Source organism: Serratia sp. C2(1) (assembly GCF_036352655.1).
Taxonomy (GTDB): domain Bacteria; phylum Pseudomonadota; class Gammaproteobacteria; order Enterobacterales; family Enterobacteriaceae; genus Serratia; species Serratia inhibens.
The window spans coordinates 12183-38671 of record NZ_JAZFBA010000003.1; the positions used below are offsets into that span (position 1 = coordinate 12183).

General features: G+C 56.1%; 19 protein-coding genes and 2 pseudogenes. 2 read left to right on the forward strand and 19 right to left on the reverse strand.

Annotated features, from left to right (window positions below):
* Positions 1-26: 26 nt before the first annotated feature.
* The 6 genes from V2S86_RS18160 to V2S86_RS18185 form a co-directional block, all read right to left on the reverse strand.
* Positions 27-1391: a TolC family outer membrane protein gene (locus V2S86_RS18160; protein ID WP_330763577.1), complete on the reverse strand. Its 1365-nt coding sequence runs from the start codon at positions 1389-1391 to the stop codon at positions 27-29.
* A gap of 5 nt (positions 1392-1396) precedes the next feature.
* Complete coding sequence (locus V2S86_RS18165; protein ID WP_330763578.1) at positions 1397-2734, reverse strand: HlyD family type I secretion periplasmic adaptor subunit; 1338 nt, start codon at positions 2732-2734, stop codon at positions 1397-1399.
* On the reverse strand, positions 2721-4466 hold the full coding sequence (locus V2S86_RS18170) for a type I secretion system permease/ATPase (RefSeq protein WP_330763579.1): 1746 nt from the start codon (positions 4464-4466) through the stop codon (positions 2721-2723). The genes V2S86_RS18165 and V2S86_RS18170 overlap by 14 nt, the downstream gene beginning before the upstream one ends.
* 164 nt (positions 4467-4630) lie before the next feature.
* Positions 4631-7540 carry a DUF4214 domain-containing protein gene (locus V2S86_RS18175; RefSeq protein WP_330763580.1) on the reverse strand — a complete coding sequence of 970 codons (2910 nt, stop codon included), beginning with the start codon at positions 7538-7540 and terminating at the stop codon, positions 4631-4633.
* Between the two features lie 145 nt (positions 7541-7685).
* Positions 7686-8261 carry a helix-turn-helix transcriptional regulator gene (locus V2S86_RS18180; RefSeq protein WP_330763581.1) on the reverse strand — a complete coding sequence of 192 codons (576 nt, stop codon included), beginning with the start codon at positions 8259-8261 and terminating at the stop codon, positions 7686-7688.
* A 115-nt stretch (positions 8262-8376) separates the two neighbouring features.
* Positions 8377-8760: a hypothetical protein gene (locus V2S86_RS18185; protein ID WP_330763582.1), complete on the reverse strand. Its 384-nt coding sequence runs from the start codon at positions 8758-8760 to the stop codon at positions 8377-8379.
* 623 nt (positions 8761-9383) lie between these two features.
* On the opposite strand from V2S86_RS18185, the pseudogene V2S86_RS18190 reads away from it, so the two are divergent.
* Positions 9384-9494, forward strand: a pseudogene (locus V2S86_RS18190) (IS3 family transposase); the annotation flags it as partial.
* A gap of 524 nt (positions 9495-10018) precedes the next feature.
* Here the strand turns inward: V2S86_RS18190 and V2S86_RS18195 are convergent.
* Both V2S86_RS18195 and V2S86_RS18200 read right to left on the reverse strand, forming a co-directional pair.
* Positions 10019-11431, reverse strand: coding sequence for a pyridoxal phosphate-dependent decarboxylase family protein (locus V2S86_RS18195; RefSeq protein ID WP_330763583.1), 1413 nt, complete (start codon positions 11429-11431; stop codon positions 10019-10021).
* A 127-nt stretch (positions 11432-11558) separates the two neighbouring features.
* Positions 11559-12554 carry a LysR family transcriptional regulator gene (locus V2S86_RS18200; RefSeq protein WP_330763584.1) on the reverse strand — a complete coding sequence of 332 codons (996 nt, stop codon included), beginning with the start codon at positions 12552-12554 and terminating at the stop codon, positions 11559-11561.
* A gap of 418 nt (positions 12555-12972) precedes the next feature.
* Here V2S86_RS18200 and V2S86_RS18205 point away from each other — a divergent pair, with 418 nt between their 5' ends.
* The gene (locus tag V2S86_RS18205; RefSeq protein ID WP_330763809.1) at positions 12973-13128 is read left to right on the forward strand and encodes a hypothetical protein; all 156 of its coding nucleotides are present in this window, start codon (positions 12973-12975) and stop codon (positions 13126-13128) included.
* A gap of 99 nt (positions 13129-13227) precedes the next feature.
* Here V2S86_RS18205 and V2S86_RS25495 read toward each other — a convergent pair.
* From V2S86_RS25495 to hypB, 11 genes and pseudogenes are all read right to left on the reverse strand, one after another.
* Positions 13228-13347, reverse strand: a pseudogene (locus V2S86_RS25495) (hypothetical protein); the annotation flags it as partial.
* A 136-nt stretch (positions 13348-13483) separates the two neighbouring features.
* A complete protein-coding gene (locus tag V2S86_RS18215; RefSeq protein ID WP_330763586.1) occupies positions 13484-14728 on the reverse strand; it encodes a cation:proton antiporter in 1245 nt (414 codons plus the stop codon).
* Positions 14729-14885: 157 nt separating this feature from the next.
* On the reverse strand, positions 14886-15980 hold the full coding sequence (locus tag V2S86_RS18220) for a Rieske 2Fe-2S domain-containing protein (RefSeq protein ID WP_330763587.1): 1095 nt from the start codon (positions 15978-15980) through the stop codon (positions 14886-14888).
* A gap of 21 nt (positions 15981-16001) precedes the next feature.
* Entirely contained in the window at positions 16002-17705 is a 1704-nt protein-coding gene (locus V2S86_RS18225; RefSeq protein WP_330763588.1) for an NAD(P)/FAD-dependent oxidoreductase, read from the reverse strand.
* Positions 17706-17749: 44 nt separating this feature from the next.
* Positions 17750-18832: a monodechloroaminopyrrolnitrin synthase PrnB family protein gene (locus tag V2S86_RS18230; RefSeq protein WP_330763589.1), complete on the reverse strand. Its 1083-nt coding sequence runs from the start codon at positions 18830-18832 to the stop codon at positions 17750-17752.
* The gene (locus V2S86_RS18235; protein ID WP_330763590.1) at positions 18832-20442 is read right to left on the reverse strand and encodes a tryptophan halogenase family protein; all 1611 of its coding nucleotides are present in this window, start codon (positions 20440-20442) and stop codon (positions 18832-18834) included. Before V2S86_RS18235 ends, V2S86_RS18230 begins: the two co-directional genes overlap by 1 nt.
* A 661-nt stretch (positions 20443-21103) precedes the next feature.
* Positions 21104-23158, reverse strand: coding sequence for a formate hydrogenlyase transcriptional activator FlhA (gene flhA, locus V2S86_RS18240; protein ID WP_330763591.1), 2055 nt, complete (start codon positions 23156-23158; stop codon positions 21104-21106).
* A 114-nt stretch (positions 23159-23272) separates the two neighbouring features.
* The gene (gene hypE / locus V2S86_RS18245; protein ID WP_330763592.1) at positions 23273-24289 is read right to left on the reverse strand and encodes a hydrogenase expression/formation protein HypE; all 1017 of its coding nucleotides are present in this window, start codon (positions 24287-24289) and stop codon (positions 23273-23275) included.
* Positions 24286-25413: a hydrogenase formation protein HypD gene (gene hypD, locus V2S86_RS18250; RefSeq protein ID WP_330763593.1), complete on the reverse strand. Its 1128-nt coding sequence runs from the start codon at positions 25411-25413 to the stop codon at positions 24286-24288. The genes hypE and hypD overlap by 4 nt, the downstream gene beginning before the upstream one ends.
* Positions 25400-25693 (reverse strand): HypC/HybG/HupF family hydrogenase formation chaperone, encoded by a 294-nt coding sequence (locus V2S86_RS18255; RefSeq protein WP_330763803.1) that lies wholly within the window; start codon positions 25691-25693, stop codon positions 25400-25402. Before V2S86_RS18255 ends, hypD begins: the two co-directional genes overlap by 14 nt.
* Positions 25684-26487 carry a hydrogenase nickel incorporation protein HypB gene (hypB, locus tag V2S86_RS18260; protein WP_330763594.1) on the reverse strand — a complete coding sequence of 268 codons (804 nt, stop codon included), beginning with the start codon at positions 26485-26487 and terminating at the stop codon, positions 25684-25686. Before hypB ends, V2S86_RS18255 begins: the two co-directional genes overlap by 10 nt.
* Positions 26488-26489: the final 2 nt, after the last annotated feature.

Below are 26489 nucleotides of genomic sequence, written 5' to 3' on the forward strand. Positions count from 1 at the left end.
ATTTTTATCTGTTGTACCTGATATTGCTAACGAAAATACCGGGCGACCTGCGAAATATCCTGCTCATTGAGCTCCCCCGATAAACTTTGCAGGGCCACCCATGCCTTCAAATAGGCATATTTAGCTTCCGCATACTCTTTCTGCGTCATATAGCGCTGTTGTTCGGCGTTCAACACGTCCACGTTCACCCGCATGCCGGCCTTTACGCTCTCGCGCGTCGCCACCACCTGTTTGTCGGCGGCCTGCAACGCCAGTTCGTAAGCCTTAAGCTTGGTCTCGCTGCTGCGACAGAGATTGTATTGTTGCTGCAGGTCGGTGAGCGTTTTGTCTGACTGCGCCGCCATTTCATATTTTGCCTGCATATAGCGCGCCGCCGCCTGCTCCGTCGAGGCCGAGACGCCGCCACCCGCATATATCGGCACGCTCACCTGCACGCCTATTGAGTTGGTGCGGTACTGCTGGCCGACGGTGTTGTCGCTGTTTGAATCGTTCTCCGAATGTGATGCATACAGCGCCACCCGCGGGAAATGGCCGGCCCGGTTTCTCTCCACTTCATAATGCGCCACCTCGATGCCTTGTCGTGCGGCACGTAATTCCGGGTTGTTGCTTCTGGCCTGGCGTTGCCACGCATCCAGCGTCGGGAACTTCAACGTCAGCGGAGCAAAGGGGCCTTTTTGCGCCTCGATAGCATCAATATTGCCCGCCGGCACGCCGATAATGCTGCCGAGTTTGCCCTGAGCGGCGTTCAGCGCATCCTGCGCTTCGATCACCTGCGCTTGAGACAGGCTGTAACGGGCCTGAGTCTCCGCTTCGTCGGTGACCGTGCCTTCCCCCAGGTTGGCCAACCGTTGGTTAAGCGACAGTTGTTCACGGTAAGTAAAGGCTTGCGCCTGCGCCACGGCGATGTTCTCACGCCGATAGGCCACATCAATGTAAGCCTCCAACAGGCGCGTCGTCATGTCTTGCAGCTTACCGCGATAGCGTTCGTCCGCCATCAGCGCCCGCGCTATCCCACTCTGGTAACGCGCCCAGGCTTCGTAATCGAACAGCGGTTGGGTGACGGTCACCGAAAGCGAGTTGCTGCGGTAACGGGTGTTAACGTTTTGCTCCTGAGTGTCCCCCAGAATATCAGTAGCCTGATATTTCTGGTTCTGCCAGTTGCGCGGTGCATTCTGGTAGTTGGCGGAAACCTGCGGCAACAGGCCCGCTCGTCCAATGGCTTTGTCTTGCTCGCCGGCCAGCTTCTCCTGCACCGCCGCCTGCAGGGTCGGATCGTTGTGCAGTGCCAGCATAAAGGCCTCTTTCAACGTCAAGGCATGTGCTGGCGTAGCATAAAACCAACAGGCGGCAAACAAGGCGGCGATTATCCCAATCGTAATACGATGGATCATGTTCTTTATTCCTCCGTCAGGGACATATGCGCGCGATCGACCACCGGTTTAAACAGGTAGTTGAGCAGAGAACGTTCGCCGGTGCGCACGAACACCGATACCGGCATGCCGGGAACTATGGTTTTCTCTCCCAGTCGCTTGATTTGCGCCTGCGGTACCGTCACTTTCATGTTGTAGTAAGGTTCGCCGCTGCGCTGATCGGTCAGACGGTCGGCAGAAATCAGCGCCACCTCACCTTGTACCTTGGGGGTCGCATTCTGGTTAAAAGCGGTAAACATCAGGTCGACCTGCAAACCAGGCTGTACCTTATCGACCAGATTCACCGGCAGTTGGACCTCAACGTCGAGGCGGCGGTTGCTGGGAACGATATCCAGCAGCGGTTCGCCGGTGCTGACCACGCCGCCCGCCGTGAACACCTTCAGGCCGACCACGGTGCCGTCCAGCGGCGCACGAATTTCGGTATACTGCAGATCGTTGCTTGCCATCGTCAGCTTGCTGCGGTATTCGGCGATATCCATCTGGGTCTGGGTCAACTGCGTGCGCACCTCTTTCTGATAGTCGGCCTGGCGACGGGCGATATTTTGCTCCCCCTCCAGCAACTGCTGTTTGAACTGGCCCCGTTGCCCTTGCGATTGCGCCTGGATGCTGCGTATATCCGCGTACTGGCGCTGTATTTCCAGATAACGGTTGCGCGGCAGATAACCATCGGCAACCAGGCTCGCCATGTTATTGAGTTGTTCGCGGAAGCTTTGCAGCTGTACTTGCCGGCTGCCCTGGGCATTTTCTACGCCCTGCAACTGGAAGCGCACGCCGGCCATCGACTGACGGTAGGCTTCCAGTTCGCTGTTCAGCGCGGTCCGACGCGAGAAGAACAGCTGATCCTGAAGTGCGAGAATTTCACCCAGGCGAGGGGTGTTTTGCACCTGCTGCTGTAACTCTGCGGGGTAGTCGACGCGCGGCTTGCCGTCGCGCTCAGCCAGCAAACGGGCTTCCATGGCACTGGAGGTCAGGTAGTGCTCGCGATAGGTATCGACTTGCGCCTGCGCCTGTACGGTATTGAGCTGGATCAACAACTGGTTGGCACGCACCCGCTCCCCCTCTTTGACTTTGATGGCCGCAATGGTGCCGGCAGCAGAGGACTGCACTGTTTTACTGTTGCCGGCCACCTGCACGATACCCTGCGCGGTCACCCCTTGGTCCAGCGGCGCGAAAATTGACCAGAGCAGGAAGCCGCCCAGACCAAACAGCAAAACCAGCCAACCGAATCGGCCATAATGCTGCACGTCGTTGGCCGCGGGAGGGTTTTGCTGCCCGGAGTTCTTCAAGCTATCAGGCTGCACCATGCGGTATCTCCTCACTGCTGTCGTTAATGGCGGCCTGTTGCGGTTTCGCCCGTTGTAGGGCGGCGATCACCTGTGACGTCGGGCCGAAAGCCAGCATTTTGCCGCCGTCGAGCAACAGCAGGCGGGTGGTGGTAGCGATCAACTGCGGGCGGTGGCTGACCAGCACCAGGGTTTTGCCCGCCGCGCGCAGTTGCATAATCGCCTGATTGAGCGCCAATTCGCCGGCCTCGTCGAGGTTGGCGTTGGGTTCGTCCAGTACGATGAGCACCGGATCGTCATAAAGTGCACGCGCCAGGGCGATACGCTGTTTTTGCCCGCCGGACAGGCCGTTTCCGCCGTGGCCGAGCTGGGTGTCATAGCCCGCGGAGAAGTGCAGGATCAATTCATGTACCCCGGCGAGCTGCGCCGCAGCCACCACTTTTTGCGGGTCCACCGGCTGAAAGCGCGAGATGTTTTCCGCCACGGTGCCGGCAAACAGTTCAATATCCTGTGGCAGGTAGCCAATGGCGGCACCAAGCTGATCCTTGTTCCACTGGTAAATATCGGCTTCATCGAGACGGATGTGCCCCTCGGAAACCGGCCAGACGCCGACCAACAACCGTGCCAGGGTGGATTTCCCCGAACCGCTGGCGCCAATCACGCCGAGCACCTCGCCGGGTGCCAGTTGAAAGTTGACGCCCTGCAACACAGCCATTTCCGGGGCTGTCGGCGTACCTGCGATGATCTGTTCCACATGCAAATGCCCCTGCGGACGGGGCAGGCTCATGCCGACACTGCGCGGCGGGAAAGCGTCGAGCAGCTTGACCAGGCGCAGATAGGCCAGCTTGGCGCCGCTCCAGCTTTTCCAGACGTTGATGATCTGTTCGATCGGCGCCAATGTGCGGCCAAGCAAGATAGAACCGGCGATCATCATGCCGGCTGAAATATGGCCGTCTATCGCCAGCCAGCCGCCCAGCCCCAGCACCAATGACTGAAGTGTGGTACGCACCACTTTGGTCGCGGCGCTGATGCCGGCAGCGCGTTCGCTGGCGATCCGTTGCGTATCAAGGAAACGATCGTGCAGGTTACGCCAGCGCTGTTTCAGGGCCGGCAGCATCCCCATCGCTTCGATCACTTCCGCATTGCGCAGCCCGGTGCTGGCGACCTTGCCGGATTCGATCGAAAAACGGTTAGCCGTTGCCAGGGGGGCGTTGGTTCTGACCTGATTGAGCACCGCCAGCGCGATCAGCAACAGCACGGCCACCAGGGCAAACAGCCCCAGCCAGACGTTGAACAGAGTGATCACCAGCAGGTAAATCGGAAACCAGGGCGCATCGAAAAAGGCAAAGATGGCACTGCCGGTCAAAAACTGGCGCACCGTGGTCAAATCGCCGAGCATCTGGCCGGCATCGGTGCTGTTGGATCTCAGGTTGGCTTCGAAGGCGGCGGTGTAAATGCGATCGTTGAGCGTCGCATCGATATGGTTACTGATGCGGATAACCATCATGCTGCGCACGTATTCGAGCACGCCCATCATGATGAACAGAAACAGGACTATCAGGGTGAGCATCAGCAGCGTCATGCCGTTGCGCGAAGGTAGCGCACGATCATAGACCTGCAACATGTACAACGACGGCACCAACATCAAAATGTTGATGACCGCAGTAAAACAGCCAAGGCTCCAGAAGGCGCGGCGGTGTTTGCGGATAGCGTTGACTATCTCATTGGGTTGGACAAGTTCAGAAAACTTCATAACTTACTCTCTGGAAAGTGAAAATCGGCAAAGAACTCATCTCTTGACGGATGATTGGCACAAGGGGCCACGGCCGCCCCAAATAAAACAGAGGGGGAGAATTCCCCCCCTCTGGGTTCTACTTATGCAACCACGCCAGTAGACGCGGTGCTGATACAGCGCAATTACGCGTAGTGCAGGTTGCTGATCAGGTCAGTATGGGTGCCACCGACCAGAGCCACCACGGTATCGGTGGTGTCCAGCAGGTGGTTATCGTTTTCATCGATTAACAGGAAGTGCGTGTTGTCGACGCTCGACACCCCTACCTTGGCGCTCAGAGTATTGTTGTTCAGACCAAACAGTGCGCCAACGAAACCGCTGAATGCGGTGCCAGTGAAAAGACTGAGTGCGTCGACCAACCCCTGACCGGTCTTGCTGCCGTAATCCGCTACCTGGGTACCGGTATCGGTATCGGAGACCAGCAGGCCGGACTTCACGTCCAGGATGCTGTTTTTCGCGTAGTTGTAGTCGCTGATGGATACCGATGATTGCGAGCCGCTGGAAACGATCTCAAACGTGTCGGTGCCGCCGTTGCCTTTAATCGCGGTGTTATCGCGCACGGTGAAGGTATCGTCCGCTGCAGTGCCGGTGATATTAACGTTGCTGCCATTCAGACCGAAAAGCGTGGTGAAGATCGGGCCGAACGGGAACAGGTTGATAAATTGAGCGATGAAGCCCGAACCGGTGCCGCTGACCTGAGCGTCGATATCCACGCCGGCGGTGTTAGCGCTGGCGTCGATGGTACGCACGTTGCTGTACCCACTACCTACAGTCAGATCCAGCGTATGATCGCCAGTCACGTTCAGGGTAGTCACCTGAGTGTTGGTGCCGGTCAATGACAGGATATTACCGAAGTCGCCGGTACCGCCGGAGGCAACGTTCACCGTACTCAGCGCTGTGCCGAACAGCGCTGCGCTGCTGCTGGCCAGGCTGACCGAACCGGCATTAACGTCTGCATCGCTGGTCGCAGTGAACGCAATGTCAAACTTATTGGTGGCGTCCTGCAAGAAAGTAAAGGCAACGCTGCTGGCTGCGGTGGCATTACCGGTTACTTCCAGTTGCGCCACGGTGCCACCGGCAACGTTGATCACTTTCACCGCATCGGCCAGGCCGGACAATACGAAGCCCTGTGAGCCGGTGGTTGAGGTTGCGGCCTGGTTTACGGTCCCGGTCAATGCGCTGGTTTCTGTAGAAGCCCTACCCGTCAACACACCAAAGTCGAAGGTATGGTTTGCCGCGGTTGACCCTGAGCTTACCGTTGCCTTACCGATGTAACCCGCCAGATCAAGTTTCTCGAAGTTGGTGAACTGCGCCGCATTGGAGACGATGGTTGTGGCACTGAACAGATTGCCAACGTTGACGTTCTTGGTAATAAAGTTGGCGGAAAGCACGTCGGTACCCGCACCACCGTTGCCGCTGATGCCGGCGCCTACGGTGTTGGCGCCGTTGGCCGCCGCGTTACCGGCCCACTTCAGCGAGTCGTTGCCTGCACCCAGGTTGAAATCACCGGTGCCGGTGTTGACCGCTGCCGCGCTGGTGACGGTAACCTTGTCCGCGCCAGAGCTGGCGTTGAGGATCACATTGGCGTCGTTAACCGTAACTGCAACACCAGGGTTAACACCGTCGGTTGACAGATTGACCGTCGACGCGGCAGTGCCGTTGACGGTCAGGTTGGCCAGGTGATCGGCGAACTGCAGGTTGGCGGTCGTTGCGGCGTTGGCGTTGAGGATCACGTTCTGCAACACGGCAGTTTCCGCATTGCTCAGCACGTGGCTGCTGCCGGTGTTGACCGTGCCGGTCGCATTGCCGCTGGCAGCAGAGGTGCTAAGCGTCGCGGCGGTTTTGTACAACAGGCTGCTACCGATATCGGCTTCAAAGGCATGCTGTTGCGATACGGTGGCGTTGTCCGTTGCGGTGGAATTGCGCAGATCGTTGATGATGGCCAGAGTCACTGCCGTTTTATCTGTCCCCAGTGCGGTGTAGGTCGCCAACTGCGCTGCCGTTGCCGCTACGCCGTGCACGGCGGTGAAGACGTGTTGAGCAAAGGCGCTGCCTGTCAGGTTGGCACCCTTGGCCTGGAACTCGGTTGAGTTGATCAGTTTAGTGGTCAACGCATTATAGGTGACGCCATAGGCTAACTGTTTGCTCCAGGTGTCCAGCCCCTGAGCATCAACGCCACGATCCGGCACCCCCAGATACAGGGCAGCGACCTGCTCCTGATAGGACAACGCAGGCAATTCACCGGCACTGTAAACATGGGTCGCATTGATAAACTGCGTCTGTGCAGCCGCATCAGTCGCAGTAACGACGCCACGCAGCGTGCCGATGATTTCCAGCAGTACATCGGCGCGGGTTGCTGTGCCGGCAGCCAATTTGTTCACATAGTAGCTGGTTTCTACCGCAGAAGGATCGCGCAGGTATGCGTTGTGATACAGGAGAGAGACAAATTGTTGATCGTTGTACAGGGAGGCCGGCGCCTTCGCGTTGACGAAAGAGGTAGCCAACTGAACAAGGGTCTTGGTCCCGTTGGCGAGCTGCGTCCCGTAGGTGTTGATGCTTGCAGCCACCTGAGTTGCGCCCACAACGTAGAATAAGGCTTGCACATCCGCAGCGTTCGCTTTCGCCGTTGAGGACGCAGCGGAATACAATGCGGTTTCGATTTGTGTTTCAAACGTCTGTTGTGCCGTGAGCGTGGTGCTATCGAACCCACTGTAATACAACACGTCGGTCACCATTTTAGCCACTAGGGTGTTAACGCTTGCGCCTGAATTCAACAACGACTGGATATAACTGGCGTCCGCGGTTGTTTTATAAATATTGCTGTAAACCTGGTTTAAGATAGCGGCATCTGTTTTTCCGGCATATTTTCCAGCCCCTTCGCTGCCGCTGAATAACGCGGTGACAAAGGAATCGGCGGTGCGAGAGCCATTCTCAAGCTGCTTGCCAAAATATTCATAGCTTGTTTCATCCAAATTGCGGCCTAAAACAGCATAAGCAAGCGCAACAGCTTCTTGTTGATAAATTAAACTGGCCATATAGATTACTTCCTTAATAAGGATATTGATATCAATGTATGTCAATGAACGTGCGAGTTCGAAGCTCACCCGTACCCGAACCCCGTTGCCATGGCAAAAGGGTTTAGATTTATTAGGTTATTAAAAATAGTGCTATTACACGTATTTAATAACTGATCATTTTGATGCTGTTATTGGCAATGTAGTTTTGATAGCCAACGAAAGAAAAAGAACTGGCGTGCCCTAACCCTATTTTCTTTAAAGCATTACGGCGGTGTGCATACACTGTCTTCATTGAAATATTGAAGATCTCCGATATCTGTTTAAAGGATTGACCTTTCAGAATTTCCTCCATCACTTCTTTTTCACGTTGTGTCAACAGTTTGGTCTTGTTTCCCGAGTGAAAACTTAGGGTTTCAAAACTGGGTAACAGTAGGCTAACAGGTATTTTTTTTGACAGAAATCCGCGCATCCAGCTCACCGAGGAAAAGGTTTTCCAAGGTAAATCAATGAACAACATCACTTCTGCGCCGATGCACGAAAGCCGCTCGAGCACCTTTTGCGTCCTGAGGTGCGAGCCCATGGTGACCAGGACAATATCGCCTTCAACGATTTCTTCATTCAATTCGGCAAGCCATGACCTTTCTGGCGGTATGCTATTTAATTTGTAGCCATTTATATGAAATATGGCCTCACATCCCAACGAAAAAAAACCGTCATCCGAGATAGAATGTATTTTCACTAGCCCGCCCAATGTTAAGAGTAAACCAGTTAACCAACGGAAAATGGTATGTTAATAAAAAAATAATCCGATAAACGGCAATAAATAACAAAACCATAAAAAACAGCAGTTTATATTATTTTTTATTAAAATATAAAGGCTCAACAAGCTCTTCTCTTACCTTGTACGACTTACTGTCTTGACGCACTATAAGATCATCAGGCACGCCCACGGAAATAAGGCGAGACTTTAATGCCTGCATAACCTGCCAAAGCCGTGGAGTTGATGATTGAAGGCCATACTGGTCCCAAACCTGAAACAACAGATCATCCATGTCTATCGATGCCTTCTCTCCGTGATCAAGTAAGTACACTAACAGCCTATACATGGTCTCTCTTAAAACAATGTTATGCGCTCCAACTCCAGTCCGTTTTGCATTGATACTAACCAAACTGCCATTGTGCATATCAAATAAAATCTCACCAGAAATTAAGTAACCAAAAATAATCTGACTCAACATTCAGTTCCTTCTAAAGCTCCTCTTATAAAGCCCCTTAACCCCTCCCCCCATCATAGGAATCATTCTGACTGATGACCTGATGAGTAACCGCAATAATATTAATGTATAAAATTTCACTTCGAATGGATATCAACTATAAAAACAAGATAAAAAACCACAAAAAACAACAATAATAGCAGTTAAATTCAGATAAAAATCTGAATACAACACATAACAGCAAGAAAAGCAAAAATTGCGATACAAACTTAAAATAAAAAAACAAAAATACAATAAACAAGTAAAACTGTTTATCACATATTAATAGATTTTAATTTCTAATTTTAAATAAATCGCAGAATTTTAATCCGAAATGTATAAAAAGTGATTTATATCAACGCATTGCAATCATTACAAACCAGCGCACACCAGGTATCTCCAGGGTTACAATTAGTTACACCATTCGTCAATTTAAATGGTGAAAATTCATTTTTTTAAATCAGAAAATTAAAAATCAATACACCAAACATCTATCGGCCGATCTGAAAAAAATAATAATCACCAACCAAGCTGGAGTTCTTCTTTCTTTTACTTACTTAACAGAGAGGCCATTTAGCCATGAAAAGGTTCGCAGTAGCGAAACGTAAATTACTTTTTCCCTGAAGCAGGCTGAAGCCGGTACACATGTAGCTGAAGCCTACCTGAAAATGGGTATTTCTGAGGTCACTTTTTATAATTTTAAAAAGAAATTTGGGGGGAGGCATAACGGCTGTGCGGGCAGGATGTCTGAACATCCATGGGTTTCTGTAGACGGGAGATACTTAAGGAGAGTTATAACGCAGGCAAGAAGAATATAGCCATGTCGTGGCTCATTCTTCAATAAACATTCTGACTCCGGCAGAGTTTACGCGAAGCTATCGCAAGCGGCAGCTCTTATAATTTTACCTGGAATGGAAGTGGGAAGGACGTAAAAAACGCAACATTACAACTCGGCAATTAGCCCCCTTGAATTATAGAGAGGCCAATAATTTCAACAAACCCGAAACCACTGAAAACCCAGCCCCCATCACCCCCGAAGACTTTCGGTTGGATATGACGATGAGTAAGATTGAGTGTAACATCGAGGATACTCGTTTTATTACTCATCTTTTCCCCGCCATTATTTATACGGCGTGTAGATTTTGATGGGAACGTATAATATTGACTGTGAGTTTGAAAAAAACATTTCTCGTCGTTAAAAATAACGTTACAGGTATCTTGAATACACGGGAAATCGGCTAAATCAAGAAATAACAGCTTGCTGCAATGCCTGCCAGAGATCGGCAACATGCTCGTGTTCTGTCGGTATTGCACCAATGGAAACTCGTACCATCCAACGATCATCCAGCGTTGCCGGCGTGACATACGCAAGCCCCGAGCGATTTAATTTCTCAGCCCAGGCAAGCGTAAACGCATCGAGATCCGCAGCGTGCAAACCTGCGGGTTCATATCTAATGCAAAGGGTTTGCAAGCTAACAGGTGCAAGTAATTTCCAGTTTGGCGCACTCTTGATCTCCGTAGCTAACCACTGAGCATTATCCAGATCTCGCCTTAATCTTTTCTGGAGTTTTTCTACGCCTTCACTCCTCAATAGAAACCACAGTTTAAGCGCTCGGAATCTACGGCCCAGTGGGATGCCCCAATCTCTCAGGTTTTTGACCTCGGAATCGACGCTAGTCTGCAAATACGTAGGGTTGGTACTCATGACTCTGATCAGATGCTGTGCATCCTTGACATAATACAACGAGCAATCGAACGCGACGCCAAGCCATTTATGTGCGTTAATCACCAGTGAATCCGCCTGCTCAATCCCCTCCCACATCCACCGATACTCAGGCAAAATCATTGCAGAGCCCGCCATAGCACAATCGACATGCAACCAAATACCGAATTTTTGCGTAATTTGGCTAATGGGCTTAATAGGATCAATCGCGGTAGAAGTGGTAGTACCCACCGTTGCCACCACCGCACAGGGAGTCAAACCGCCGGCTTTGTCGGCGATGATCGCAGCCTCCAAAGCGGCCGGATCTAAACTGTAGTTCTCGTCGGTTGGAACATAGCGAATATTATCTTTGCCAAAGCCGGCCAGAAGGGCTGCTTTATCGACACTGCTGTGGGCGTGTGCCGACGTATAGACAACAAGAGGCGCCGCCTCAGCTTGAACCCCGCCAGTAACCAAGGAATAGCGAGACGTTTTTTCACGCGCACTAATAAGCGATATCAGCGCACTCGTAGACGCAGTATCCTGTATGACGCCGCTCCAACGGCTAGAAAGCCCCAAAAGTTCTCTCATCCAGTCAACCGTCTTTTCTTCCAGCTCTGTGAGTGCAGGACTGGACTGCCAGGACAACCCCAAAACACCCAGCCCGGTACTGAGAAAATCCCCCAATATTGAAGAAAGAGCAGCGTTGGCGGGGAAATACCCATAAAAGCCAGGATGTTGCCAATGCGACAAACCCGGTAAGATCAAGGAATTAAAATCATCCATAATCCTTTCGAAGGATTCTCCGCTGACTGGAGCATGAGCTGGAAGCTTCTTTAATACTTCTCCCGGCATAACTTGAGACATTACAGGCAGATCGGCAACTCCTGCGTGATAATCGGCAATAGTATCGATAAGTTGATGAGCACAGGCTCTAAACTCTTCTACGTTCATTCCGCTCTTCCTGTAAGAATCAAAGTCAGATCAAATAAAACATCTGTCCTTGACCATACGGGAAACATTATAATCTGTACATGCACCAACTATCATAGCTTCCATGTCAAAAATAAATACTCCAGTCTTACATATTACTCGAGTTATATTTCGTTATCCCAAAACTAGAGCCGGCCACTATTTCACGCACCACATTACGAAACCACTTATGCTCAGGTGCCATATGTGTTCTTTCATGCCAAATCATCCAATAACGATGGCTTTCTTTAACAAAGTCAATCGGACACCACGTCACATTATATTTCTCAGACATAATAATCGCGATATGTTTTGGAATGGTCACCAATAAATTACTGTTCGACACCACCTCCATCGCCGCACTAAAAAAAGGAACCGTGAGTACGATCTGTCTATATACTCCATATTCTTTCAATTCACGATCAACAAAACTGTCTTTATCCCCTCCGCCTGAAACTCTTACATGCCGCCAAGATGCATAATCCTTAGCTTCCAGGGCCTTACCCGCTAGCACATGGCGCGCAGACATCACGCAAACAGGAACATCCTCACCGAGTATTCTTCCCCGCAATCCTGAGGGCGCTTCTTTTATCATGGTCGTTGCCAAGTCTAATTCGGCATTGGCTAAAAGTGGGTAATCATTTGGCTTCCAGGTAAAATACTCCACGGATACTTTCGGCGCGACTGTCTGCAAGTAATCAATCAGCTGCGGGAGCATATGCTCAGCAACATAATCAGAAGATGCAAATCTGAAGCAACGACTACACAACAGCGGTTCAAACTCCGGTTTCTGTGATAATTCTTTTAATTCGTTTATTAATTTTTCCAATGGGAAAATGATCTCTTGCCCCCTTGGACTGAGAACATATTCCCGGCCATGCCTGACCAACAAAGGGTCACCGAAAGCCTCACGAAGTTGCGCTAACTGCCGGCTGACTTGCGGCTGACTACTGTTGAGTTTCTCTGCAGCATGACTGAGATTTCTGGTCGTCAGAACGGCATGTAAAACCTGCAACATATGAATACTGAGGGCTGCAAACTGAGTGCGCATTTCTTTATTCACCTTGAAATATATCATCAGTATAGCAATAAAAATTCCGGACATTTCCAGCGTTCAGCGTCATTTAACAGGCCTGGGAAATCCTTGATCAATGGCTCCTTCAGCACTTGTTACCTATTAACCTTTGGAGGGCAGTCCAACCAGAGAGCAGGATCGCCAACCGGGGTGAGGACAACCCACTATACTTGATTGCCAGATGAATAACCTTTCGTACCGCGTCATCCGTCGGGAACACTTTGCGTTTCTTTATCGCCTGCTGGAGCACGCTGGAAACAAGTTTGTGCTTAGTGCGCGCAGCATTACTCGCTGATGGGCTCTGACACCCCAGCCATTTCCCACTTCCATGATTAACCTGACGTTGGCTGTGTCGGATGCTGCTCAAGCTTCTCTGGTAACCCATTGGTTCGCGTCAGCGCCCCAATATTGTCGCTTGAGTGAATCCTGTCGTTCAGCCAAGGTTTTAATGTGGTTGCACCACGTCGATGCCATCCTGCGGCGCCAGCGCTTTCCGTGCCTGCTCAAGCCGGGCAATACGCTGATCGACATGTTTGATAGCCCCTGTACCGACGAGGCCTGCAACCACCCGCCGGTTGCCATTCCAGCAGAAAAGATGCACTGAAGTAACAGCGGTCAAACAATGTCAGGGAATGGTCAGGCGCAGCAGAAACGAGGCGATGAGCCAAACGGCCGGTTCGGCAGGGAAACGGCGAGGGCGAATGCCGGCCTTCTGGCAGGCATTGAGAGCTTGATGGACCCACGCAAGGTCAAGGTAACGGGAAAAGGCATTCAGCTCAGACGAGAAGACATCCGGAACGAAATCGATATCGAGTGCAGACATAAAAAATCCGGCGTCAGGCGTCAGGGAACTGACTCCGGGTTGCCTCTTACTGGCAGGATCGTTCAAGTACTCTTAAACAATCGGCATTACCCGCCGGAGGGGCAATTTTCAATTGGCGTAACCTACCTGGTGCGCATCACTTGCCGGCCCCCGGGATTGCTGACGCCGCGCGCGATTGCACGCGCAGCGTGAATCGAACCAGCGGTACGGTCAGCGCCGTCGTCACCAGCGCGAACACCACAAGGATCGTGTAGACCTTTGGCGGAAGGATCTGCATCTGCAAACCGATTGACAGGACGATGAGCTCCATCAAGCCACGCGTATTCATCAGCGAGCTCACCAACATCGCATCGCGTGGCGCAAGCCCGGTGGCACGTGCGCCCAGATAACTGCCGCCGAACTTGCCGATGAATCCGCCCGCAAAGAATACACCGAACCACATCCATGATGCCGCGTCGTCGATCGTGCCGACCGACGCATGCAGCCCCGCATACGCGAAAAACACCGGCATCAGCACAAGCCTGACAAAACCTTCGACGTTGTCCCGCCACTCATTCGCGATGCCGGGCACGCGCCGCACGAACAGCGCCGCCGCAAGTGCGCCAAATGCGCTATGAAATCCGATCAGCGACGTCGCCAGTGCCGACGCCATCACGAAGCATAACAACACGGCCAAGCGGTCGCGCGCCGCATGCGCAGTCGATGCGAGCCGCACAAGCGTCGGTCGAACCACGAAGCGCACCAGGAGCGCGCACAGCACCAGATACGCGAGCAGGCTGAGGAACATGCGCGCAAATGCCCAACCAGGCCCGCTCGATAGCGAAGCAATAGCTGCAAGCAGCATCCATCCGAGCGCATCCGTCAGCATCGCGGCAGACATTGCGTGCCGTGCGCCCACCATGGCGTTGAGCGCCAGGTCGTCGACGATGCGCGCCATCACCGGTACCGCCGATATCGCAAGCGCGACACCGCAGAAGAGTATATAGGGCAGCGCCGGTGCGTCGCCGGCGAGCATGTCTTTCGAGACAGCGGCGACGATCATGCCGATCGCGGCCGGTACGACGAGCCCGCCCGCGGCGATCGCGACGGGCATGCGCCAGCGCTTGCCGCGCAGCGTCTCGCCCAACTCCATATGCAGACCCACCTGAAACATCAGCAGTATCAAGCCGACTTCCCCGACCTGCCCCATCGCCGACAGCGTGCTTGGGCCGAACAATGCGTCATAGAAATCCGGTGCGATCACGCCGAACAGCGAAGGCCCCAACAACAAACCGGCCGCGATCTCACCGACGACCGCGCACTGGCCGAGCCGTTCGGCAATGCGGCCGCAGACGTTGCAGAGCGCGATCACCAACACGAGTTGCAATAACCAGACCGTCATGAATACCTCGGAAAGAGCGACGCCGACACGCACCCGGTAGCGGCGAGCCCGACCTGGCCCGCCGCGCTATACACCCTGATGCCGCTCGTCAGGTTCGCGAACGCCTGGCGGAACGTCGTGTCCGAAACCGGCTCGGTGAGGGCCGCCGACTCACGCATCACCGCTCACTCTCAACGCGGTCGACCCAGCCCCGGTAGAACGCACGGTACTTGAGCACGAGCTTATCGTACTTGCTGTACGCGCCGCCGCCGTCCGGCCTCATCCCGTTCCAGATTTTGACGTCGTACTTCGCGGCCTGTCTGGTCTGCAGCCCGAACAGCACGTAGTCGGTCGCCCGGCGCAGGGCGCCACCCACCTTCTTGATCGAGATGAGCATGTGCATGACGTTCTTGCCGTCGCTCACCGGCGTCACACACTGGAGCAGCTTGTATTTGAAGTCTCCGTCCAGGGAGACGGTCATGACGCACCCGCCGGGGTAGCCATCGAAGTGCAGGTTCATCTGCGACATGTTCAGGCCGAGCACACGTGCCAGCATGCCGGAGGCCCCGAAATACCGATCCACGGTGAAGTCGATCCCGGCACCGAACCATGCGCCCGCCTGTGCCAGAGACTCAACCTCCGGCCACTGGCGCCAATCGTCGAAGAGTTTGAGCTCGAAGGCCGAAATCGGGAGTTCGTGCACGGGGGATGCGTGCTGCGCGTCGTAGAAGTTCTCTACGATCCGCAAGACCGCCGTCGTCGTCTCGAACGCGAAGTGCAGGTGCATAAAGTCGCCGTTGTCGACGTCGGCTGCGGCGATTTCGGGCAGCGGGTGCAGCGGCTCCGGGGATCCGTACCAGACCCACACGTAGCCGTATCGCTCGGCGGTGACCAACGTCGGCTGGCGCACCGAGCGCGGCACGGGCTCCAGCCGGCGCACCGTTTGATTGTGACCGGGGATGTGAACGCACTGGCCCTGCTCGTCGTACCGCCAGTGATGAAACGGGCACTGGATGCACCCGTCCTTGACCTGCCCGTCGGCCAGGTTCGCACCGAGGTGCGCGCAGTGGCGGTCCATCACCACGGCCTGCCCCGTCGCGCCGCGCCACGCCACGCACGGACGGCCGAAGAGCGTCAACGCCGTCGGTTTGTCCTTGAGGTCATCCGATCGCATCGCGACGTACCAGCTCGCGGCCACGCTCGTGGTCGCGTCGTACGCCCTCGAAGGGGGCTCCTCGGCGTGCACTTGAACCAATTGAATGTCGTTCATCATTTTTGTGTCCTCGATGGCCGGCTACTTCTTCCGAGTCAAGCTGATGCGGGTCGTGATGTACGCCTTGAGCAGCGCGAACATCGGGTTATAGTCGAAGTATTTTTTCACCTCTGCCGGCGCGCTGGTTTGTGTCCAGTGCATCAGCTTCATCGCCGGCAGCAGGCTGTACTTCGAGTTGTTGAGCTGCGGCTTGTCACCGGTGATGCAGTACCCGAAGCCGAACATCTGCTTGGCGAAGTCTCGTTCGTCGATGAGGGCATGGATCCGCGCCGCGGCTTCCCCGGCCGGCTTGCGCCCGGCGTTCACCGCTTCGATCTCGGCTTTGGCGTCGTTGAACAACTGGTAGTACCCCTCCATGTCCGCGCACAGGTACCCAAGGTACGGAGGGTCGTTATCGAGGTGATCGAGGTCGCCCTCGTCACGCGATGCGCGGAACCTCGCGTGGGCTTGCACGAGCCGGAACTGCCCGAGGATCGTGCCGACTGCCCACAGCCTGTGGAACGCGTCCCACAGGCGGAAGTCCGAGAACGCCGTGTAGCAACAGCTGACGAAGTCGTCGTTGTGGTCCAAAAGCTTTTGCTGCAGGCGCTCGATGTACTCGAAACGCTCAGGGGAAAAGTCATCGTCACGCAGCGCCTTGATGAGGCGAGCCGCGAGCGCGTGGATGGTCACCGCGGTGTTCTCGAGCCCCCGGGAGAAGAGCGGGTCGATGAACCCGTTCGCGTGCAGCATCAGGCAGTAGCGGTCGCCGACGCAGCTGGCCGACGAGAACTGCAGCCGGTCGGTCTTGACCCAGTCGCGCACCGGTATGGCGTCCCGGAACTGCGCCCCGATACTCGGGAACCGCGCGAGAAACTCGTCGAACTCTTGCTGCGCGGAGATGTCCGTTTTCGGGTAGACACGCGGGTCGAGCTGCAGGCCGACGCTCACCAGGTTGTTGGTCGACCGCGGGTGGTTGTTGAATGGAATCACCCAAAGCCAGCCGCCCTCGAACATGTGATGCAAGGTCCCCTCGTGCCAGCGCCAGCGCTGCCCCTTGACCTTGAAGATGTCGTCGAACGGCTTGACCCCGAGCATGTGCGTGTAGAGGCTGCGCGAGTGCGTCTTGAAGCGGCACGGCTCTTCGCGGAGATTGAACTTGGTCGCGAGCGGCGCGCGGGGTCCTCCGCAGTCGATCATGTACCGGCCGGTGAACCGTTCGTCCTCGGCGGTGGTCACCGCGACGCCGTCCTTATCGGCATGGTATTCGGTCACTTTCGTCTTCTGGCGGACCGTGCAGCCGTATTTAATGGCGGCCTGCAACAGATAGGCGTCGACGTCTTGCCGGTAATAATGGCTCTCCGGCCCCCAGGGCAGTTCGGGGATGACGCACTGCGTGAACTCCTTCGGGTCGTGCTCCATGCCGGGCTTGTGGAACACGAAGCCAAAGTTGCGTTTGATGCCCGTGCTCGACGAGACATAACGTTGCGTCGAGTAGAACGACGTGATGTGGTCGAGCTCCGGAATGCCGTAGCGATCGGCGATGATGCGGTTCATCAGCGACGTCTCGGGAATCGACGATTCGCCGATCGTAAACCGCGGGTGCGACGACTCCTCGATGATCAGCACGCGAAACTGCTGTTTGGCCAGGATAGCCCCCATCTGGGTGCCGGACATGCCCGAGCCGAGGATGATCACGTCGAAGTGGTTGTTATCGCGCCCGTGCGCGGGGCTCTTCTGAGTCATGAGGGCAAATCTCCTTAATGAGATGGAACAAATGGCCGTGCGTGTCAGGACTCGTTGAGAGCGGTGCGGATGCGGGAGCGCGCGGCAAGCGTGAGCGTGGCCAGATCGCCGAGCATGTTGGGCGCGTACCCCCCACTGCCGATTGCCGGGCCGCTTCGCCCGACTTCGTACACCCGCTCCGCCAATTGAACATGAGGTGCCCGGAAGCGCAGCAGGACCACGAAGACCCGGTTGAGGGCCGCCAGCCCGGCCCGGACGGGCTCGCTCTGCGCACCGACTCTCGCCTCGCCGATCGCGCGGTCGACGAGCGACGGCCTCCCGGCGAACCGAGCGTAGACCGCCCGGTACGCGGGAAGCACATAGGGCAAGTACGTCTCTTTGAATTCTCGATAAGCCTGGTGGTCCGATTGCGAGCCCCACAGGACGTGATCGAGCACGAAAAGGGGCATTTCTACGGCACCGGGGCCAAGGTAGCTCTGGCCCCCGACGCGAATCGGTTCGTAGAAGGGGCGGAGCTCATCGTAGAAGACCTGCGGCGAGATGAAGCGGTACGCGTAGACGATCGATTCGACCATTTTTTGCAGATAGGTCGCCAGCTCGTCGCACCCTTGCGCAAACGCGGGCGACCTCAGGGGCACGTCGTGCAGCTCGACGGTCACCGCGATGGCCGCCTCGAGGGCCGCCATCGAGATGCGCACGCTCTCGAGCAGGTGCGCTTCGTCGCTGAGCCCAGTGTAGCTCCGTTGCGCGTCGGCCGCTGCGGGGTTCCAGACCGTTACATGCAGAAGCGTCTCGCGCGGCGGCAGGTCGGTTATGCGCGCCAGGTCGAGCAGCACCGGTTCGAGCCCGGGCACCACGTCCACAGGCTCGTGTCCATGCCGCTTGAGCGATCCCAGAAAGAACCCAATGTCCCGCATCGCGGCGGCGGCTTCGACAAAGCCCCAGCCGGAGGGCACGCCGCGCAACGGGAGGAACTCGCGCAGCAGGCCGACGATGCCGGGCACGTCCTTGTTACGGTTCAGGCCCGGCAGTTGCAGAACGAACGAGCGCGCCTGCAGCGGATCGCAGGCCGCCACGGCAGCGTGCGTGGCCGCGAATTCACATACCCGGCCCAGAGCGCGCTCCACTACAGGATCTCCGGCGACGCGGGCCTCTGCCCGGGTCGAGACCGCCCCGCGTCACCCTCGCGCAACGACCGCAGGTAGTCATAGTTCGTCGGCAGGTTCGCCCGCAGACGTTCGGCCTCGCGCTGGATGCGGGCGAACATCGCCTCGGCCTTTTCGATCGACTCAGGTCGCAGTTGCAAGAGCGGCAGAGAGCGGTCGGGCAGCATGCCCAAGCCGGCAAAGATGCAGTAGTAGTTTCCGTTCAACCAGAAGTTCTTGAATTCGTAGTCGAAGGTCTCATAGTACGTGGAATCGTCGAACGACGTGGTGGTCAGCGGCAGCCCCGCCTTGTAGCGCTCAATCTTCTCTTGGATGGCATCAGAGAGCCGCAGTTCGTGACGGTTCGCGAGCCAGAACGGCGTGTCTTCGCGCGACGAGGTGAAATAGTGCGCCTGAACAAAGTCTCGGCAGTCGTCGAACATGTAGACGATCTCGGCGTTGAACGCGTCGGCCAACCGCGGGTCGAACGCGGTGTCGGGGAAGTGCTTCACGAGTTGGTAAAGCGCCGCGTAGATGAAGTAGATCCCCGTCGATTCCAGGGGCTCCAAAAAGCACGACGACAGCCCGATGGAGACGCAGTTGTTGACCCACGCCCGCTTGTTGCGCCCGACCCGGAACTTGATCTGGTTGAGCGGCTGATTGTCCGAGAGGCCCCAGAGGTTGAGGAAGTCGGTGGTAGCCTGGTCGCGGGAGGTGAACTTGCTTGAGAAGACGTAGCCGCTGCCGAACCGGCCCAGCATCGGAATCTTCCAGGTCCACCCCGCGTTCATGGCGATCGCGGAGGTATAGGGTTCGACCCCCACTTGCGCATCGTCGTTGGGGACGGCGCTGGCGACCGCGCTGTCGCACAGCAGGTAGTCGGACATGTCAATGAAGGGCTCTTTCAAGGCCTGGTTGATCAAAAGCCCCCGCATACCGGAGCAGTCGATGAACAGGTCCGCCTCCAGCATCCGGCCCTCCTTGGTGATCAGGCTGGAGATGAAGCCGCGGTCGTTCAGGTTAACCTCCACGACCTCGTCGACCACGCGGTTCACCCCGCGATCGACGGCCCAGCGCTGCAAGAAATCGGCCACCAGGTGCGCGTCGAAGTGCCACGCGTGGGACATCTGACGGGTGCCGTCGTGCAGGCACGGTGCCAGATTGCCGTCGAGCGCCCCGGGCTGCGGGTAGCAGGCGTACGCCATCGACTGCTGAAAACCCTGCTCGCGCTTGCGCATCCAGTAGTGGGTCAGCGGCACGCCGTCGCAGTTCGGCACATTGCCGAACAAATGGTAGAAGTAATCGTTGCGCGAGTGGTCGGGAGACTTTCTCCAATTCACGAACTTGATGCCGGCCTTGAACGCGCCGTTCACCTGGGGCATCCACTCCTGTTCCGGTATCCCGAGGAAGTCGAAGAACACCTTCTGCAAACTCGGGATGGTCGCCTCGCCCACGCCAATCCGGGGGATCGCCGCAGATTCGATGAGCGTAATGTTAGCCTGCTGTTGGAGCGCCTTGACGAGGTACGAGGCGGACATCCAGCCCGCAGTGCCGCCACCCACGATGACGATATTCTTGATCGGTTTGCTCATGACACTCTCCCATAGGAGCTAATGGAGATGTTAAATTAGGTTCTAATTCAGACTAGAATCTAATTTAAAAAGTGCAAATTCCGTTTCAGAATTAACTCAGCGATATATCCTCACGCAAAGCGTCCACCAAAACCCTAATTCCGCACTGACCATCAACCGGTTAAAGATATTAGTTTCAACCGGTGAGATTACGGAAAAATCATAAAAAACAAGAGTGATTCATTATTCACCATAATAAAACCAAGCCTTACAACCCCCTTTTTTACCCAAAAAAAAACCGCACAACTCACTGTTTTTACTTATTTATGACAATAAAAAGGCAACACGTCCTATCCAAAAGGTCATGTTCGAGCTTTCAATCACTGCCGGTGCCGCTTTGGTCTAATCCTTTAAATAAACGCCCTGTCCATTAGATATTAATACATTTGGAATTGATAGCATGCTCACAATCCTATAAATTAAACACCCAGTTAGTTATAGGTGATGCATTATCAACTTGCCAACCGACAAAAAAAATAATCGATTCCGATTCATTCGTTAATTGCGTATAAAAATACCCCTAAAATAATATTATTTGCACAATCAAGCATTCAGTCTGAAAACAATTACCCACCTAATTTTCATACGAATATTCAACAACATTCGGAAATTCTTTTCTGCCTCAAATGCCCATTTTCTTCATCCGAGAAAGCAGGGTCGTGCGTTTCAGACCCAGCCGCTGCGCCGCGCCACGCGGTCCACCGACCACGCCGTTGGTTTCTTTGAGTACCCGCACAATCCTTTGATATTCATCTTCGCCCGCTATCGCCTGCGATGGCGCTGCGATTGCTGCCATTGAAGGCTGCGTATAGCGCAGTTCCGGCAGTTGCAAATTCAGCACCGTGCCGCGCGTCAGCAATATTGCCCGTTCAATGACGTTTTCCAGTTCGCGCACGTTGCCCGGCCAGGGCATTTGGCTCAGCAGGCGCAGCGTTTCGGCCGGAATGCTGTCGATGGTGCGTTTCATGCGCCGTGCAATCTTGTAGGTAAGAAATTTCACCAGATGCGGAATGTCCTCCGGCCGTTCGCGCAACGGCGGAATGAGTATCGGGAAGACATTGAGCCGGTAATAGAGATCGCTGCGGAATTCGCGGTCGGCGACCATCTGCTGCAGATCGCGGTTGGTGGCGGCGATCAAACGCACGTCGACGGAAACCAGCTTGTTGCCGCCAACCCGCTCAAACTCGCGCTCCTGAAGCACACGCAACAATTTAGACTGCGACTCGATCGGGATTTCCCCCACCTCGTCCAAAAACAGCGTGCCTTTGTCCGCCAGCTCGAAACGCCCCATACGCTGGGTGCTGGCGCCGGTAAACGCCCCCTTTTCATGCCCGAACAGATCGCTCTCCAACAGCCCGGCCGGCATCACCGCGCAGTTCATCTTCACCATCCGTTGATCGCGGCGCTCGCTCAAGTTGTGAATGGCGCGGGCAATCAACTCTTTTCCGGTGCCGGTTTCGCCGAGGATCAATACCGAACAGTCACTTTTCGCCACCATTTCTACCTGTTTCAACACAGTGGACATCACCGCGCTGCGGCCGACGATCTCGCTGAAATCCGGGTTGTTGTCATTAATCTGTTCGGTGAGATACAGGTTTTCATGCACCAAACTCTCTTTCAACCGGCTGATTTCCTGATAGGCCAATGCGTTATCGACCGCAATGGCAATACGCTCGGCAATCTGCCGCAACACCCGCAAGTTGGCGGCATTGAAATTATCCGGCTGGCATTGCGCCAGCTTCAGCACGCCGAGGGTCTTCTGGCCGAAAATCAGCGGCAGTACGCACAGCGTCTGAATTTGCTCATGCCACAGATCAAACAGCTGCCGCTCATACTCGGCCAACGGATCCGAGTGTTTCAGGTTCAGCAGCAGCATTTCGCCGCTCTGCATCACCTTTTCCGACAGCGTACCGGCCAGGGGTACGCTGTATTGCTGACGTTTAGCCTGGTTATCTTGCAGATAATGGGTGGCGTAGATCGTCACGCGATCGTCGCGATCGCCCGGCAGCACAATGCTGATGGCATCGGTTTTGAAGAAACGGTGGATCTCGCTGGAGATCTCGCCAATCAGATCGTCCAGATCCAGCTTGGAGAGCACGGCGTTGGTGACATCCACCAGCACGCGAAAATCATCGCGCTCATGGCGTAACTGGCGCTGCTGCCGTTCGGCGGCTTCGTGCAGCTGTATCTGCTCCACCGCCAGCGCCGTCAACTCCATCAGGGTAGTCAATGAGTCAAGCTCCGCATCGCTGAACGCTTTGCCGTCGTTACGCGACAGTTCGCAACCGCCAAGCAGTTGCCCGCCGGCACGCAGCGGCATCAGGCAGTAATGGCTGAGCGGCGGAGACAATGCCAGCATCGCCAACTGCGGATAGCGCTGGTGCAGATCGGCGCCACACAGGCACAGCGGTTGCGCATTCTCGCGTAATAACGCGATCGGCCCATTGGCCAACAGCGTTTCATCCTGATAGTTCAGCGGCTGGCCATTCCCGTCCTGGCCGTGGAAACTGACTCGCGCGCTGTTCGGGTGCAGCAACACCAGCGCCATGTCGTCCGCCAGCTGCCGGCGCCGAACGATCTGTTGCAGTTGGGCCAGCAATTCGCCGTAATCACGCTGGCTGAACAACAAGCGGGTAATTTCCAGCAGTTCCTGTTTTTCTATGCTTGCATTCGACATTGACCATCACTCTGCCCATCACGGCATCCGATTGCGGTAATTGAATTTTTTTATTTTTATGTGAGCTACGGCGCAAAGTTTACTGCCGACCGGCAGCCGCTTCCCCCGACCGGATCAACAAATGCGAGGTAAAGGCTCGGCATGCGGTAAATCGAGCAGCCGGCTGATGCCATAGGCTCCGCGCAGCCGCACCTGTTTGCCCCCCTCGGTTACCCGGCCGATCACCGCCGCATCCGCGCCCAACGGATGCCCCTGCAACGCCGCCAACACAGCCGGAACCGCCGCCTGCGCCACCGCCAGTACCAGCTTGCCTTCATTGGCGAAGTTAATCGCGTCCAGCCCCAGGAGTTCGCAAACGCCGCGTACCGCCGGTTTCACCGGCAGACGCTGTTCGTCGATGTCGATGCCGAAACCGCAGGCAGCGGCATATTCGTGCAGTATGGCGTTCACGCCGCCGCGGGTGGCGTCGCGCAGCGCGTGTACGCCGTCAATCGCCCGCAATGGCGCAATCAACGGCGTTAGCACCGCACAATCGCTGGTGATGTCCATCGCCATGCCGAGCTGTTCGCGCAGGTTAAGAATGGTGGCGCCGTGGTCGCCCAGGGTACCGCTGACGATGATCGCATCATCGGCTTGAATGCGCTGCGCCGACCATTCGATGCTCTGCGGGATCACGCCAATGCCGGCGGTGTTGATAAACAGCTTGTCCGCCGCGCCGCGCTGCACCACTTTGGTATCGCCGGTCACGATCTGAATGCCGGCCTCGCGGGCGGTTACCGCCATCGACTCCACCACCCGCGTCAATTCCGCCAACGGCAGTCCTTCCTCCAGAATAAAGCCGCAGGACAGATAGCGCGGCGTCGCGCCGCTGACCGCCAGATCGTTGGCGGTGCCGCATACCGCCAGCTTGCCGATATCGCCGCCGGGGAAAAACAACGGATCGATGACGTAGCTGTCGGTGGTAAACGCCAGCCGATCGCCCTGCCGCATTAACGACGCCAGTGCGATACGCGCCTGATCTTCACGCTGTTCCAACTGCGGATTGGCGAAAGCGGGCAGAAAAAGCGACTCCAGCAGTTGCTGCATAGCTTTGCCGCCGCTGCCGTGCGCCAGGGTAATAACCGAATTCATGCGGCGGTTTCCTCTGTTTCTCGACGATATTGATACCAGGCGGCACAGGCCCCCTCGGAAGACACCATCAGTGCGCCAAAAGCGTTTTGCGGCGTGCAGACTCCGCCGAACAGCGGGCAATCGCGCGGTTTGCAGCGGCCGGTCAGCACCGCGCCGCAGCAGGCGCGCGGGTCATCTGCCACCTGCTGCGGCTGGGGGCGGAAACGGCGTTCGGCGTCAAAATCGGCATAGGCGGAGCTCAGGCCGATGCCGGAATCGGCAATGGTGCCCAATCCGCGCCATTCGCTGCTGCCGCCGATCGCAAACACCTCCGCCATCGCCTGTTGCGCCAGCAGGTTACCGCTTTGCGGCACCACCCGGCGGTATTGGTTTTCGGTGCGGCTGCGGCCATCGCAGAACTGTTCGATCAGCATCATCACGCCTTGCAAAATATCCAGCGGTTCAAAACCGGTCACCACCAGGGGTTTATGATGTTCGCCGCTGATAAAGCGGTAGGGTTCGGTGCCGATGATCATGCTGACGTGGCCCGGCGCCAGGAAACCGTCAATGCGTACTTCCGGCTGTTGCAGCAGGCTGCGCAATGTCGGGATCAGGCTGATGTGTTGGCAGAAGACGCTGAAATTCCCAATGCCCTCCAGGCGCGCCTGTTGCAGCGTGACGGCGGTCACCGGCATGGTGGTTTCAAAACCGAGCGCAAAGAACACCACCTGACGCTGCGGATTGGCGCGCGCCAGTTGCAAGGCGTCCAGTGGCGAATACACCACCCGCACATCGGCACCGCGTTCCCGCGCCTGCATCAGTGAACCCTGCTTGCCCGGCACCCGCAGCGCGTCGCCAAAGGTGCAAAAAATCACCGCGGGGTTGGCGGCGATTTCATGGCAGGCGTCGATGCGCCCCATCGGCAGCACGCACACCGGGCAACCCGGTCCATGAATAAACTCCACCTGTGGCGGCAGCAGTTTATCCAGACCAAAACGGAAAATGGCGTGCGTATGGCCGCCGCACACCTCCATCAACTGCAACGGACGTTCGGCGCTGAACGGCAGCGTTGCCGCCCGCTGCGCAATGCGCTGCAGCAGGGATTTCACCAGCTGCGGATCGCGGAATTCATCAACGTATTTCATCGTTGCCTTCCCCTGTCATAAACAGCGCCACGTCGCTTTCCACTTCACCCATCGCCTGTAACGCCACCAGCATCTCCGCCGCCTCCCGTTCATCCAGCCGGCTCAGGGCGAAACCGACGTGGATCAGCACCCAACAGCCCAGCAGCGCCTCACGCGGCTGGCCGGCCTGGCATACCAACGCAATGTTGATTTCACGCCGTGCGCCGCACACCTCGGCCCATACATGTTGCGGTTGCCGTGGATCCAGCGCCACAACTCGCCCCGGAATGCCTATGCACATCGTTGCGCCGCCAGCCAGTTCATCCACTGATCCATCCCGTCGCCGCGGGTGGCGGACAGCGTGATGATTTCAATCTGCGGATTGACCCGCCGGGCATTGGCGATGCAGGCATCGAGATCAAAATCCAGGTACGGCAGCAAATCGATCTTGTTCAGCAGCATCAGCCGCGCCGCCGCAAACATATGCGGGTATTTCAGCGGTTTGTCCTCGCCTTCGGTCACCGACAACACCGCCACCTTGTGCCGTTCGCCGAGATCAAACCCGGCCGGGCACACCAGGTTGCCGACGTTTTCGATAAACAGCAGGCTGTGGGGTTGCAGCGCCAGGCGGTGGGCGGCGTCATGCACCATTTGCGCGTCCAGATGGCACCCCTTGCCGGTATTGACCTGGATCGCCGCCACGCCGGTGGCGCGAATGCGTTCGGCATCGTGGGTGGTTTGCTGATCGCCTTCTATCACCGCGCACGGCACGCGGTCGCGCAGTCGCAGCAGGGTTTGCGTCAGCAAGGTGGTTTTGCCGGAACCGGGGCTGGACACCAGATTCAGCGTCAGGATCTGTTGCGCGGCGAAATGTTCGCGATTGTGCGCCGCCAGGCGGTCATTCTTCGCCAACACGTTGGTTTCGATTTCCAGCATGCGCCGCTGGCTGATGCCCGGCGCGTGGGTGCCGGCCGCGCCAAAGCCATAATGCAAATCGCCTTTCGGGTTCTGACGTGGGCGGAACGGCACCCTGGCGGGCTGAGCGTCGCCTTCAATGGTCAATTCGCCCTCGGCGCAACCGCATGTGCTACACATAA

Coding starts and splice junctions, on each gene's coding strand:
- V2S86_RS18160 (WP_330763577.1), bottom strand. CDS start 1,391: ATGATCCATCGTATTACGATTGGGATAATCGCCGCCTTGTTTGCCGCC.
- V2S86_RS18235 (WP_330763590.1), bottom strand. CDS start 20,442: ATGAGCAAACCGATCAAGAATATCGTCATCGTGGGTGGCGGCACTGCG.
- V2S86_RS18170 (WP_330763579.1), bottom strand. CDS start 4,466: ATGAAGTTTTCTGAACTTGTCCAACCCAATGAGATAGTCAACGCTATC.
- hypD (WP_330763593.1), bottom strand. CDS start 25,413: ATGAAATACGTTGATGAATTCCGCGATCCGCAGCTGGTGAAATCCCTG.
- V2S86_RS18205 (WP_330763809.1), top strand. CDS start 12,973: ATGTGGTTGCACCACGTCGATGCCATCCTGCGGCGCCAGCGCTTTCCG.
- V2S86_RS18195 (WP_330763583.1), bottom strand. CDS start 11,431: ATGAACGTAGAAGAGTTTAGAGCCTGTGCTCATCAACTTATCGATACT.
- V2S86_RS18255 (WP_330763803.1), bottom strand. CDS start 25,693: ATGTGCATAGGCATTCCGGGGCGAGTTGTGGCGCTGGATCCACGGCAA.
- V2S86_RS18225 (WP_330763588.1), bottom strand. CDS start 17,705: ATGACTCAGAAGAGCCCCGCGCACGGGCGCGATAACAACCACTTCGAC.
- hypE (WP_330763592.1), bottom strand. CDS start 24,289: ATGAATTCGGTTATTACCCTGGCGCACGGCAGCGGCGGCAAAGCTATG.
- hypB (WP_330763594.1), bottom strand. CDS start 26,487: ATGTGTAGCACATGCGGTTGCGCCGAGGGCGAATTGACCATTGAAGGC.
- V2S86_RS18175 (WP_330763580.1), bottom strand. CDS start 7,540: ATGGCCAGTTTAATTTATCAACAAGAAGCTGTTGCGCTTGCTTATGCT.
- V2S86_RS18185 (WP_330763582.1), bottom strand. CDS start 8,760: ATGTTGAGTCAGATTATTTTTGGTTACTTAATTTCTGGTGAGATTTTA.
- V2S86_RS18200 (WP_330763584.1), bottom strand. CDS start 12,554: ATGTCCGGAATTTTTATTGCTATACTGATGATATATTTCAAGGTGAAT.
- V2S86_RS18220 (WP_330763587.1), bottom strand. CDS start 15,980: ATGATGAACGACATTCAATTGGTTCAAGTGCACGCCGAGGAGCCCCCT.
- flhA (WP_330763591.1), bottom strand. CDS start 23,158: ATGTCGAATGCAAGCATAGAAAAACAGGAACTGCTGGAAATTACCCGC.
- V2S86_RS18215 (WP_330763586.1), bottom strand. CDS start 14,728: ATGACGGTCTGGTTATTGCAACTCGTGTTGGTGATCGCGCTCTGCAAC.
- V2S86_RS18165 (WP_330763578.1), bottom strand. CDS start 2,734: ATGGTGCAGCCTGATAGCTTGAAGAACTCCGGGCAGCAAAACCCTCCC.